The following is a 12,185-nucleotide window of genomic DNA, read 5'->3' as shown; positions in this document are numbered from 1 at the left end:
TGCAGAAGTCACCCTACAGAGAGCAGACGGCATACGAGAGGGAGCAGGGAGATTAGGGAATGGTGCGGATGAAGAGACTCGAACTCTTACGCCTTTCGGCGCTGGAACCTAAATCCAGTGTGTCTACCAATTCCACCACATCCGCGTGGCCAGTAACCCTTGAGAAACGAAAACGCCAGGCTTTACGCCTGGCGCTTTGGAATATGGGGTGGACGATGGGAATCGAACCCACGACACCAGGAGCCACAATCCTGTGCTCTACCAACTGAGCTACGCCCACCATATTTTGCCTGCTTGCCACCGAACTGCCTCATGGCGCACCCGGCAGGACTCGAACCTGCGACCATCCGCTTAGAAGGCGGATGCTCTATCCAGCTGAGCTACGGGCGCTTTTTCATCTGCATTCTGCAGCAGAGCGCAAATTCGAAGCCTTCCGCAAAACCTAACATTTTCAGTTTGGCCTTGCTTTCCTACCCAGCAACAGGTCGTGCTTGACAAGCGGGGCGAATCTTATAGAGCAGATAATTTTCTGTCAACAATATTTTTTAAATAAATCAGCAAGATGTAAGGAGCGACAGCAGCATCCAGCTGTCCGCATTGGCCCACCAGCCTCGCCATGCGAGAATGTTTTTTTCATCTTATCAACCTCATGGTTAAGCAAGCGTCATGACCGCAAAACTAATCGACGGCAAAGCGATCGCCGCCAGTCTGCGTCAGCAGATCGCCCAACGTGTCGCCGAACGACGCCAGCAGGGTCTGCGCGCCCCCGGCCTGGCAGTCATCCTGGTGGGAACAGACCCTGCCTCTCAAGTCTATGTATCCCACAAGCGCAAGGACTGCGAAGAAGTGGGCTTTCACTCCCAAGCCTATGACCTTCCCGCCAGCACCAGCCAGGACGAACTCCTGTCCCTGATCGAGCGATTGAACGAAGATCCAGAGATCGACGGCATCCTGGTACAGCTGCCGCTTCCGCAGCACCTTGACGCCTCCCTGCTGCTTGAGCGCATCCGCCCGGACAAGGACGTGGATGGCTTCCATCCCTACAACATCGGCCGCCTCGCTCAACGCATGCCATTGCTGCGGCCTTGCACCCCCAAAGGCATCATCACGCTCCTGCAGAGTACCGGTGTAGACCTATATGGTTTGGACGCCACGGTAGTCGGCGCCTCCAATATCGTCGGTCGTCCGATGGCACTGGAACTGCTGCTGGCCGGCTGCACCGTGACCGTCACCCACCGATTCACCCGCAATCTGGCCGAGCATGCCAGCCGCTCCGACCTGGTGGTGGTCGCCGCCGGAAAGCCAGGCCTGGTCAAGGGCGAATGGATCAAACCTGGCGCCATCGTCATAGATGTCGGCATCAACCGCCTGGACGACGGCAGGCTGGTCGGTGATGTGGAGTTTTCCGCTGCGGCCGAGCGCGCAGGATGGATTACCCCCGTCCCGGGCGGAGTCGGCCCGATGACCCGCGCCTGCCTTCTGGAAAACACGCTGTACGCAGCCGAACAGCTGCATCAGTGAGCTGGCGCTCCAAATGAAAATGGCACCCCAAGGGTTAATGCCAGTCAGTTAAGGCCGCCGTCTTGACCTTTGGTGGGCTGAAAGCAAAATCCGATGCCTGTTTTAGGCATCGGATTTTTTATGCGTCTCTCGCGTGCACTGGCCATCACTCACGATATTGCTGCTACGTCCCATGCACTCGATGGGCTGGGCGAGTTGCTTGACCCCGACCTGGTCAAATCTGCCTTCGAGACCGCTGGTGTAGCTACCCTGCGCAAGCGCCGCTTGCCTCTGGAGTCCATGATCTGGTGCGTGATCGGCATGGCGCTGTTTCGCCGAATGTCGGCCTGGGATGTCGTCAACCAGATGGACATCATGCTGCCCGGGCAGCGCCCCTTGGTGGCCCCCAGCGCTGTGGTTCAAGGGCGTCAGCGCTTGGGTAGCCAGGCTGTACGTGAAGTCTTCGCGCTGACGCAGCAGCGCTGGCATGCCTCGGCCAACCATCCGACCTGGATGGGGCTACGCCTGCTCAGTGTCGATGGGGTGGTCTGGCGCACGCCCGATACGCAGGAGAACCGTGAGCACTACGGCAGCTCCATCAACCAGCATGGCGATACCGGTTTTCCACAGGTACGCATGGTGTGCCAGATGGAGCTGACCAGTCACCTATTGGTCAGCAGCAGCTTCGCCGGTTACCACAGCAATGAGATGAAACTGGCCGAGCAACTGGTTGTCACTACGCCCGATCACTCGCTGACCCTGTTCGACCGTGGCTTCTACTCACTGGGCTTGTTGCACCATTGGCAGCAGGCCGGCACCCAGCGTCACTGGCTGATTCCGCTGCGCAAGGGGGCCCGCCATGAAGTCATTCACCGACTGGGGCGCCAGGATGCCATCGTCAGTCTGCCGACCTCGCCGCAAGCGCGAAAGCAATGGCCGGGCCTGCCGGAAACCCTGCAGGCGCGCCTCCTGAGCAAGACGGTCAAGGGCAAGGTGTGCCAGATCCTGACCTCGATGACCGATCCCCTGCGCTTCCCTCCAGATGAGATCGTCGATTTGTACAGTCAGCGCTGGGAAATCGAGCTGAGCTACCGGGAGATGAAGCAGAGCATGCTGGACAGCCGCTACACGCTGCGTAGCAAGACGCCGGAGATGATCGAGCAGGAGCTATGGGGAGTACTGCTGGGCTACAACCTGCTGCGCTACCAGATGCTGGAGATGAGTCGCCACTGCCCGGGGATCTACCCCTGCGAGATGAGCTTCACCGCCTATACCTGGGCGATCTTGGGGTTACTGAATGGCCTTTCCCTGCGGCATCCGGGCAATATCCCCAAATACTTGGCAGAGCTACATGCGTCAGCCATGCACTACGTACTGCCGCATCGGCGGGAAGATCGTTGCTACCCTCGCGCGGTCAGACCAAAGCCATCCAAGTATCAATCTAGAAATAAAAATGCCAGTCAGCTTAACTGACTGGCATTAACCCCAAGGGTACCATTTTCATCCGCGGCCACCCTCAAGCGGCCCACCTTTCCTGCCGCCCCTCAGTCGGCCAGACGCCAGGTCGTGCTGCCCTTGCCGTCTTCCAGCACCACGCCCATGGCGGTGAGCTGGTCACGAATGCGGTCGGACTCGGCCCAATTCTTCTCAGCGCGGGCCTGCAGGCGTGCGGCGATCAGTGCCTCGACCTCGTCGGCGTTCACCTTGCCCTCCGCACCGGCCTGCAGGAAGGTTTCCGGCTCCAGCTGCAACACGCCAAGCAGGCCGGCCAGCTCCTTCAGACGCGCCGCCAGAGCGGCCGCGGAGGCAAGATCCGACTCGCGCAGGCGGTTGACCTCGCGGGCCAGCTCGAACAGCACGGCGCAAGCCTCCGGGGTGTTGAAGTCGTCGTCCATCGCCGCGGCAAACCGCGCAACATGCTCCTCGCCACCGGCCGGCACCGCAGCCGGCAGGCCCTTGAGCGCGTTGTAGAAGCGCTCCAGCGCGCCCTTGGCCTCGCGTAGGCTGTCCTCGGAGTAGTTGATCGGGCTGCGGTAGTGGCTGGACACCAGCAGGTAGCGCACCACCTCGGGGTGGTACTTCTCCAGCACCTCACGAATGGTGAAGAAGTTGCCGAGGCTCTTGGACATCTTCTCGCCGTCGACGCGCACCGCGCCGGCGTGCATCCAGGCGTTGGCGTACAGCTTGCCGGTGGCCGCCTCGCTCTGCGCGATCTCGTTCTCGTGGTGCGGGAACACCAGATCCGGGCCGCCGCCGTGGATGTCGAAGGTCTCGCCCAGGCAGCAGGTGGACATCACCGAGCACTCGATGTGCCAGCCCGGACGACCGGGGCCCCACGGCGATTCCCAGCTCGGCTCGCCCGGCTTGGCACCCTTCCACAGCACGAAGTCGAGCGGATCTTGCTTGGCTTCGTCGACCTCGATGCGCGCACCGATCTTCAGGTCCTCGATCTTGCGCCGCGACAGCTTGCCGTAGCCCTCGAACTTGCCGACCCGGTAATAGACGTCGCCATTGCCCGGGGCGTAGGCGAAGCCCTTGTCGATCAGGGTCTGGATCATCGCGTGCATGCCGGCGATGTGGTCGGTGGCGCGCGGCTCGAGGTCCGGGCGCAGCACGTTGAGGCGTGCCTCGTCCTCATGCATGGCATCGATCATCCGTGCGACCAGCGCCTGGAACGGCTCGCCGTTCTCGTTGGCGCGACGGATGATCTTGTCGTCGATGTCGGTGATGTTGCGCACGTAGGTCAGCTCATAGCCGCGATGGCGCAGCCAGCGGGCGACCACGTCGAACGCCACCATCACCCGCGCATGGCCGATGTGGCAGAAGTCGTAGACGGTCATGCCGCACACATACATGCGCACCTTGTTGCCTTCCAGCGGCTTGAACTCGTCCTTGCTCTTGGACAGGGTGCTGTAGATGGAAAGCGTCATTTACTGCCCCCAGGAATCGCGCAGGGTGACGGTGCGGTTGAACACCGGGGCACCCGGCTTCGAGTCCTTCAGGTCGGCGCAGAAGTAGCCTTCACGCTCGAACTGGAAGCGCTCTTCCGGCACCGCCTGGGCCAGCGACGGCTCGGCGCGGCAGCCCTTGAGCACCACCAGCGACTCCGGATTGATGTTGTCGAGGAAGCTGCCGCCCTCCTCGTCGGTCTTCTCCGGGTTGGCGGCCTTGAACAGGCGGTCGTACAGGCGCACTTCGCACTCGACGCTCTCGGCGGCCGGCACCCAGTGGATCACGCCCTTGACCTTGCGGCCTTCCGGGTTCTTGCCGAGGGTGTTCGGATCAAAGGAGCAGCGCAGCTCGACGATATTGCCGGCTTCGTCCTTGATCGCCTCGTCGGCACGGATCACGTAGCTGCCGCGCAGGCGCACTTCGCCGCCGGGGATCAGACGCTTGTAGCCGGCCGGCGGAACTTCCTCGAAGTCGCTGGCATCGATGTAGATCTCGCGGGAGAACGGCAGCACGCGCACGCCCATATCCTGCTTGGGATGGCGCGGCAGCTCGAGATTCTCGACCTGGCCTTCCGGGTAGTTGGTGATGACCACTTTCAGCGGCTTGAGCACGCACATGGCACGCGAAGCATTGGCGTCGAGATCCTCGCGGATGGCGAATTCCAGCATGCCGATGTCGACCAGGCCGCCGGCGCGGTTGACGCCGATCAGGTCGCAGAAGTGGCGGATCGAGGCCGGGGTGTAGCCGCGGCGACGATAACCGGACAGGGTCGACATGCGCGGGTCGTCCCAGCCGTTGACGTGACCTTCATCGACCAGTTGCTTGAGCTTGCGCTTGCTGGTGATGGTGTAGTTCAGGTTGAGGCGGGCGAACTCGTACTGGCGCGGCTGGGCCGGCACCGGCAGGTTGGCCAGGAACCACTCGTACAGCGGACGATGATCCTCGAACTCCAGGGTGCAGATCGAGTGAGTGATACCCTCGATGGCGTCCGACTGACCGTGGGTGAAGTCGTAGCTCGGGTAGATGCACCACTTGTCGCCGGTCTGGTGGTGATGGGCGTGGCGGATGCGATAGAGGATCGGGTCGCGCAGGTTCATGTTCGGCGAGGCCATGTCGATCTTCGCGCGCAGCGCACGGGCGCCGTCGGGGAACTCGCCGGCCTTCATGCGGGCGAACAGATCGAGGTTCTCCTCCACCGAACGCTCGCGGAACGGGCTGTTCCTGCCCGGCTCGGTCAGGCTGCCGCGGTAGGCGCGCGCTTCCTCAGGCGACAGGTCGCAGACGTAGGCCTTGCCGTTTTCGATCAGGTGCACGGCCCAGGCATAGAGCTGGTCGAAGTAGTTGGAGGCGTAACGCTCCTCGCCAGCCCACTGGAAGCCCAGCCACTCGACATCCGCCTTGATCGCGTCGATGTATTCCTGGTCTTCCTTGGCCGGGTTGGTGTCGTCGAAGCGCAGGTTGCACTCGCCGCCGAACTCCTGGGCCAGGCCGAAGTTCAGGCAGATCGACTTGGCGTGGCCGATGTGCAGGTAGCCGTTGGGCTCCGGCGGGAAGCGGGTGACGATCTTGGCGTGCTTGCCCGACTCCAGGTCGGCCTGGACGATCGGGCGGAGGAAGTTCGCGGCAGCGGCGGGAGTCTCGGGCTTGCTCATGGGATCCTTGAAACATGTCGGCGCCGGCTAGGGTAGGCCGGCCAATGCAAAGGGCTTATCATAGCGGACCCGTCATGCCCCTGACAGAGACCCGGCAGCAACGACCATCAGCCGGCACGGTCCGGGCATCCCTCACCCACCCAGTGGAACTCAGCCATGATCAAGCTGCACACCAACCACGGCACCATCACCCTGAAACTGTTCGCCGACAAGGCGCCGGAAACCGCAGCCAACTTCGAGCAGTACGTGAAGGAAGGCCATTACGACGGCACCATCTTCCACCGCGTGATCGATGGTTTCATGATTCAGGGCGGCGGTTTCGAGCCGGGCATGAAGCAGAAGCCGACCCGCGCGCCGATCAAGAACGAGGCCAACAATGGCCTGACCAACAAGAAATACACCGTTGCCATGGCCCGCACGCCGGACCCGCACTCGGCCAGCGCGCAGTTCTTCATCAACGTCAAGGACAACGCCTTCCTCGACCACACCGCGCCGACCCCGCACGGCTGGGGCTACGCCGTGTTCGGCGAAGTGGTCGAAGGCATGGACGTGATCGACAAGATCAAGACCGTGGCCACTGGCAGCCGTGCCGGTCATGGCGACGTGCCAGTAGACGACGTGATTATCGAGAAGGCCGAGATCGTCGAATAATCCGATGACCACGCTGCTGATCTCGGATCTGCATCTCGACGAGGAACGCCCGGACATTGCCCGGGCGTTCCTGCGCTTTTTGAAGGAGCGTGCCAGCCAGGCCGAAGCGCTGTACATCCTCGGCGACTTCTTCGAGGTCTGGATCGGCGACGATGCCATGACGCCCTTCCAGCGCTCCATCGCCGAAGCCCTGCGTGAAGTGGCGAATCAGGGCACGCGAATCTTCATGATGCATGGCAACCGCGACTTCCTCGTCGGCCGTGCCTTCTGCCGCCTGGCCGGGTGCACCCTGCTGCGCGATCCCAGCCGCATCGAGCTGAACGGCGCGCCCGTGCTGCTGATGCATGGCGACACCCTGTGCACTCGCGACATCGCCTACATGCGCTTTCGCCGGCGCCTGCGCAATCCGGTGTCGACGTGGCTTCTGCGCCACCTGCCCCTTTCCAGGCGCCAGCAGCTGGCCCGCAAGTGGCGCGACGCCAGCCGCCTGCAAGTCCGCCAGAAAGCCACCGAAATCGTCGATGTCACTCCCGATGAAGTGCCGCGAACCATGGCTTCCCATGGCGTGCTGACCCTGATCCACGGCCACACCCATCGCCCCGCCGTGCATGAATTGCAGATCGACGGCCGGGACGCCCGGCGCATCGTCCTCGGCGACTGGAATCGCCAGGGCTGGGTACTGCAGGTCGATGACCGCGGCTACCATCTGGACTCATTTCCCATCGCCTGAGACCCGAACCAGGGGCCCGCCCTATCGCTCGAGCATGCGCGGCCACGCTCCCGGCTCGCTCCAGCCCGTATTCATCCCCTTACGCAGACTTGCGCCGCCATAAGGCATTTCAGAATCATTTGGCCACTGCAACGCCATAATTCTGATCTATAACTTAGCGGTAGATTCCTCTTTCATCCGACCGGTGGGCCTCTGCCAATACCCGGGACGCTTGAGGCAGTGGGGAAACCTTGGACACGTCCAACAACCCTGCAGTCTCCAGCACCGAGGATAGGTATGGATATGCCGCAGTCCCGTTCCGAGCTGGCTGAAACACTGTTTCGCCTGCGCCGAACCTTCTACGCTCTTGCCGTCTTCAGCGGGGTGATCAACCTGCTGATGCTGACGCCGGCGATCTACATGCTGCAGGTGTACGATCGGGCCCTGGTCAGCAGCAACGCCACCACCCTGCTGATGCTGACCCTGCTGACCGTGGGGCTGTACGTGCTACTCGCCCTGCTGGAGGTGGTGCGCTCGAGCGTGCTGATCCGGGTCGGCAATCGGCTCGACATGATGCTCAATCAACGGGTCTTCAGCGCCGCCTTCGAACGCAACCTCAGGCGGGCCGGCGGTAACCCGGCGCAGGCCCTGCAGGATCTCTCCCAGGTCCGGCAGTTTCTCACCGGCAGCGGCCTGTTCGCCTTCTTCGACGCGCCCTGGACACCGATCTACCTGCTGGTCATCGCCCTGATCCATCCACTGCTCGGCATCGTCACCTTGATCGGCTCGCTGCTGCTGGTGAGTCTCGCCTGGCTGACCGAAGTCAGCACCCGCAAACCGCTGACCGAAGCCAACCAGGCCGCCCTGGCCTCCGGCAGCTTCGCCAACAACAGCCTGCGCAACGCCGAAGTCATCGAGGCCATGGGCATGCTGCCAGCTCTCCGGCAGCGCTGGTTCAGCAACCATCTGCGGATTCTCGACCTGCAGACCCTGGCCTCCGACCGGGCCGCCTACATCAACGGCCTGACGCGCTTCGTCCGGATCACCCTGCAGTCGCTGATTCTGGGCGGCGGCGCATGGCTGGCGATCCAGGGCGAGATCACGCCGGGCATGATGATCGCCTGTTCCATCCTCAGCGGACGCGCCCTCGCGCCGGTCGAACAGGTTATCGCCACCTGGAAACAGCTGCTCTCCAGTCGAGCGGCCTGGAAGCGCCTGTCCGCCCTGCTGCAGGAGTTTCCCGCCCGCCCGCCGGCCATGTCGCTGCCCCGACCGTCAGGCCGACTGAGCGTGGAGGGTGCCTTCGCCTGCGCACCCGGCTCGTCGCTGCCGATCCTGCGCGGCGTCACCTTCGGCCTGGCGCCCGGCGAAGCCCTGGGCGTCATCGGTCCCTCGGCCTCGGGCAAGTCGACCCTCGCCCGCCTGCTGGCCGGCATCTGGCCTGTCCAGGCCGGCAAGGTCCGCCTGGACGGCGCCGATGTCTTCCAGTGGAACAAGGAGGAGCTCGGCCCCTGGCTCGGCTACTTGCCGCAGGATGTCGAACTGTTCGAAGGCAGTATCGCCGAGAACATCGCCCGCTTCGGTCCGCTGGACGGCGACGCGGTGATCCAGGCTGCCAGGCAGGCAGGCGTGCACGACATGATTCTGCGCCTTCCGCAGGGCTACGACACCCAGCTGAGCACCGACGGCAGCTCGCTGTCCGGCGGACAGAAACAGCGCGTCGCCCTGGCCCGCGCCCTCTACGGAGATCCGGCACTGATTGTTCTCGACGAGCCGAATTCCAGCCTCGATGACGTGGGCGAGATGGCATTGATCCACGCCCTGAGCGACCTGAAGCGGCGTGGCAAGACCCTGGTGCTGATTTCCCACCGGCCGACCGTGCTGAACATCGTGGACAAGCTGCTGGTATTGCGCGAGGGAACGGTGCACATGTTCGGCAGCCGCGACGAAGTCCTCGCCGCCCTGCGCCAGGCCGGCGCGGCGGGCAGCGGCCCCCTGGCATCGGTCAAGACCAAGGAGTGACGAGCCATGGTGGACCAGGAAAATGAGCACACGACTCGCGGACTGTCGCAGGACCGGCCGGAGATCGACATCGACGATCGCCGTCCCCGGCGCTGGGGCCTGTGGCTGGTGGCCGCCGGCTTTGGCGGATTCCTCCTCTGGGCCAGCCTGGCCCCCCTGGATGCCGGCGTGGTGGCCAACGCCACGGTCAACGTGACCGACAATCGCAAGACCATCCAGCACCTGACCGGCGGCTCGATCAAGGCCATTCTGGTGCGCGAGGGCGACCGGGTGAGGCGCGACCAGCCTCTGATCGAGCTCGATCCGACCCGTGCCATCGCCGAACAGGGGGGGATCAGCGCCCAGTACATCGTGGCGCGGACCGTGGAAAACCGCCTGCAGGCCGAACGCGACGGTCTGGACAGGGTGCACTTCGACCCCGAACTGCTCAGGCGCTTCGCCGGCGATCCGCGCCTGCAGGATGCGCTCGGCCTGCAGACGCGGCTGTTCGCCACCCGCCGCTCGGCACTGACAGGCGAGGCCGGCATCCTCAAGGAAAACATTCGTGGCGCCGAGGAACAACTCAAGGGACTGCGCCAGGTGCAGGCCGCGCGCAATGCGCAGATCCAGCTTCTCAACCAGGAGCTGGAGGGCGTGCGCCACCTCGCCGCTGAAGGCTACGTCGCCCGCAACCGCCTGCTCGAACTGGAGCGCAACGCCGCCGAGCTGAACGCACAGCGGGCGCAGACCATCGCCGACATCGGGCGCACGCACAACCAGATCGCCGAACTGAAGCTGCGCATCCTGCAGCTGGAACAGGACTACCAGAAGGAAGTGCAGTCGCAGCTAACCGAGGTGCAGAAGGAGGCCGCCACCCTGGCCGACCGCCTGCGAGCCCTGGATTACGAAGTGGCCCACACGGTGATCCGCTCGCCCATCGACGGCCTGGTGCTCGGCCTCAATGTCACCACCATCGGCGGCGTGATCCAGCCGGGTTCGGAAATCATGAACGTGGTGCCGGCGGACGAACCGCTGCAGGTGGATGCCATGATCCCGGTGCAGGCCATCGACAAGATGGCTCCAGGATTGCCGGTGGACATCACCTTCCCCGCCTTCAACCACGCGCAGACCCCAAACATTCCGGGGCGCGTGCTCACCGTGTCGGCCGACCGGCTGGTCGACGAGGTCAGCAAGGAGCCCTACTACCTGGCCCAGGTCGAGGTGACCGAGGCGGGCATGGACATGCTTGGCAGCAACCATATCCGCGCCGGAATGCCGGCCACCGTGACCATCAAGACCGGGGAACGCAACCTGATGAGCTATCTGCTGAAGCCGATGCTCGTCCGGATCGACAGTGCCTTCAAGGAGCAATGAATGGCCGCCCGTCTCGCCTTGGCCGGCCTGGCCTGCATGGCCTGCCTGCCCGCCTGCGCCATGGACCTCAAGGACACCTGGGAACTGCTACAGATGCAGGGGCCGACCTATCGTGCGGCGCTGCACGAGCGCGATGCCGGACTGGAGAATCGCGCCATCGGCCGCGCCGGCCTGCTGCCGCAGATCAACGCTGTCGCCAGCAAGAGCCGCCTGGAAGGTACCCGGGAAGAGCCCAACGCCCTGGGCCGCACGGTGGAAAGCGATCTCGACTACGACTCGGAAAATGCCGCGGTTCGCCTGCGCCAGCCGTTGTTCAACCTGCAGAAGCTTGCCGAATACCGTCAGGGCAAACAGCGTGCCGAGTACAGCGAGGCGATCTTCGACGCCAAGACGCAAAATGCAGCAGTGCGCCTGGCCGGCCGCTATTTCGACGTGCTGCTGGCCCGCGAAACCATCGACCTGGCAGCCGCCAAGCTCAAGGCCTTCGAACAGCAGGTCGCCGCCGCCCAGCGGCGCTTCGATCTGGGTGACGGCACCATCACCGACGTCGACCAGGCGACCGCGCGGCGCGACCTTGCCCAGGCCGAGCTGATCGAAGCCCAGGACGGGCTGATCGTCGCCCTGCGCCTGTTGCAGGAAATGCTGGGTGGCGTGCCGGAACGGCTCGCCTCCCTGCGCCGGGAGTTCCCCACGCCGGCCCTGCAGCCCGCCAGCCTGCAGGACTGGCTGGGCCAGGCCCAGGCGAACAACCCGACGCTGCGAGCGCAGCACCACAAGCAGCGGGAGGCGGAGGAGGAAGTCAGGCGGGTCCGGAGCGGGCACTGGCCGACCCTGGATCTGGTGCTGGGCTACACCGACAGCGAGAGCGACTCGATTTCCACGCTCGACCAGCAAAACCGTTACGCCACCGCCGGGGTGGAGCTCAACATGCCGCTCTTCGCCGGCGGCGGCGTCAGTGCCAGGGTGCGCCAGGCGGTGGCCAGCCGCGAACAGAGCATCGAGGAGCTGAATGCCACCCGCGAGGAGGTGCTCTCGGCCACCACCCGCCAGTTTCGTGGCGTGCAGAGCGGCCAGGCGCGCATCAGGGCGCTGGAAAAGGCCGTCGCCTCCAGCGAGCGGGCGCAGGACTCGGCCAAGAAAGGCTTCCTCGCCGGCTCCAGCACCAACCTCGACATCCTCAACGCGGAAGAGCAGGTTTTCATCGCCCGCCGCGACCTGCTGGAGGCCAAGCTGCGCTACCTGCAGGCACGGTTGCAACTGGCCGAAGCAGTCGGCCTGCTCGGCGACGACGATATCCATCAGGCCAATGCCTACCTGGGGCCGGAACTGGCCCTGACCTATTGAAG

9 protein-coding genes and 3 tRNA genes are annotated in these 12,185 nt (G+C 64.0%); 7 read left to right on the top strand and 5 right to left on the bottom strand.

What is annotated here, in order from left to right:
• Positions 1-60: 60 nt before the first annotated feature.
• From ACG10_RS09090 to ACG10_RS09080, 3 genes are all read right to left on the bottom strand, one after another.
• Positions 61-145: transfer RNA gene (locus ACG10_RS09090), tRNA-Leu, on the bottom strand.
• Positions 146-204: 59 nt separating this feature from the next.
• Positions 205-280 (bottom strand) — tRNA-His (locus ACG10_RS09085).
• Positions 281-313: 33 nt separating this feature from the next.
• Positions 314-390, bottom strand: a tRNA-Arg gene (locus ACG10_RS09080).
• 276 nt (positions 391-666) lie between these two features.
• Here ACG10_RS09080 and folD point away from each other — a divergent pair.
• Entirely contained in the window at positions 667-1,521 is an 855-nt protein-coding gene (folD, locus tag ACG10_RS09075; RefSeq protein WP_089167971.1) for a bifunctional methylenetetrahydrofolate dehydrogenase/methenyltetrahydrofolate cyclohydrolase FolD, read from the top strand.
• Positions 1,522-1,641: 120 nt separating this feature from the next.
• Entirely contained in the window at positions 1,642-2,973 is a 1,332-nt protein-coding gene (locus ACG10_RS09070) for an IS4 family transposase (RefSeq protein ID WP_089169832.1), read from the top strand.
• Between the two features lie 71 nt (positions 2,974-3,044).
• Here the strand turns inward: ACG10_RS09070 and cysS are convergent, their stop codons facing one another.
• Positions 3,045-4,430, bottom strand: a complete 1,386-nt coding sequence (cysS, locus tag ACG10_RS09065; RefSeq protein WP_089167970.1) for a cysteine--tRNA ligase — start codon at positions 4,428-4,430, stop codon at positions 3,045-3,047.
• Entirely contained in the window at positions 4,431-6,104 is a 1,674-nt protein-coding gene (locus tag ACG10_RS09060; protein WP_089167969.1) for a glutamine--tRNA ligase/YqeY domain fusion protein, read from the bottom strand.
• 156 nt (positions 6,105-6,260) lie between these two features.
• Here ACG10_RS09060 and ACG10_RS09055 point away from each other — a divergent pair, with 156 nt between their 5' ends.
• The 5 genes from ACG10_RS09055 (at position 6,261) to ACG10_RS09035 (ending at position 12,183) form a co-directional block, all read left to right on the top strand.
• Positions 6,261-6,755 (top strand): peptidylprolyl isomerase, encoded by a 495-nt coding sequence (locus ACG10_RS09055; RefSeq protein ID WP_089167968.1) that lies wholly within the window; start codon positions 6,261-6,263, stop codon positions 6,753-6,755.
• Positions 6,756-6,759: 4 nt separating this feature from the next.
• Complete coding sequence (lpxH, locus tag ACG10_RS09050) at positions 6,760-7,485, top strand: UDP-2,3-diacylglucosamine diphosphatase (RefSeq protein WP_089167967.1); 726 nt, start codon at positions 6,760-6,762, stop codon at positions 7,483-7,485.
• 276 nt (positions 7,486-7,761) lie between these two features.
• Positions 7,762-9,486: a type I secretion system permease/ATPase gene (locus tag ACG10_RS09045; RefSeq protein ID WP_089167966.1), complete on the top strand. Its 1,725-nt coding sequence runs from the start codon at positions 7,762-7,764 to the stop codon at positions 9,484-9,486.
• A 6-nt stretch (positions 9,487-9,492) separates the two neighbouring features.
• On the top strand, positions 9,493-10,839 hold the full coding sequence (locus ACG10_RS09040; RefSeq protein ID WP_089167965.1) for an HlyD family type I secretion periplasmic adaptor subunit: 1,347 nt from the start codon (positions 9,493-9,495) through the stop codon (positions 10,837-10,839).
• Positions 10,840-12,183, top strand: coding sequence for a TolC family outer membrane protein (locus ACG10_RS09035; RefSeq protein WP_089167964.1), 1,344 nt, complete (start codon positions 10,840-10,842; stop codon positions 12,181-12,183).
• The last annotated feature ends 2 nt before the right edge of the window (positions 12,184-12,185 follow it).

This window comes from Azotobacter chroococcum, assembly GCF_002220155.1.
GTDB classification, from domain to species: Bacteria; Pseudomonadota; Gammaproteobacteria; order Pseudomonadales; family Pseudomonadaceae; genus Azotobacter; species Azotobacter chroococcum.
Note: the sequence above shows the minus strand (reverse complement) of the source record. Positions and strands in the feature narration are given on the sequence as shown.

What these genes read in the sequence shown, in the direction of transcription:
- folD (WP_089167971.1), top strand. Translation starts at nt 667, where the DNA reads ATGACCGCAAAACTAATCGACGGCAAAGCGATCGCCGCCAGTCTGCGT.
- ACG10_RS09070 (WP_089169832.1), top strand. Translation starts at nt 1,642, where the DNA reads ATGCGTCTCTCGCGTGCACTGGCCATCACTCACGATATTGCTGCTACG.
- cysS (WP_089167970.1), bottom strand. Translation starts at nt 4,430, where the DNA reads ATGACGCTTTCCATCTACAGCACCCTGTCCAAGAGCAAGGACGAGTTC.
- ACG10_RS09060 (WP_089167969.1), bottom strand. Translation starts at nt 6,104, where the DNA reads ATGAGCAAGCCCGAGACTCCCGCCGCTGCCGCGAACTTCCTCCGCCCG.
- ACG10_RS09055 (WP_089167968.1), top strand. Translation starts at nt 6,261, where the DNA reads ATGATCAAGCTGCACACCAACCACGGCACCATCACCCTGAAACTGTTC.
- lpxH (WP_089167967.1), top strand. Translation starts at nt 6,760, where the DNA reads ATGACCACGCTGCTGATCTCGGATCTGCATCTCGACGAGGAACGCCCG.
- ACG10_RS09045 (WP_089167966.1), top strand. Translation starts at nt 7,762, where the DNA reads ATGGATATGCCGCAGTCCCGTTCCGAGCTGGCTGAAACACTGTTTCGC.
- ACG10_RS09040 (WP_089167965.1), top strand. Translation starts at nt 9,493, where the DNA reads ATGGTGGACCAGGAAAATGAGCACACGACTCGCGGACTGTCGCAGGAC.
- ACG10_RS09035 (WP_089167964.1), top strand. Translation starts at nt 10,840, where the DNA reads ATGGCCGCCCGTCTCGCCTTGGCCGGCCTGGCCTGCATGGCCTGCCTG.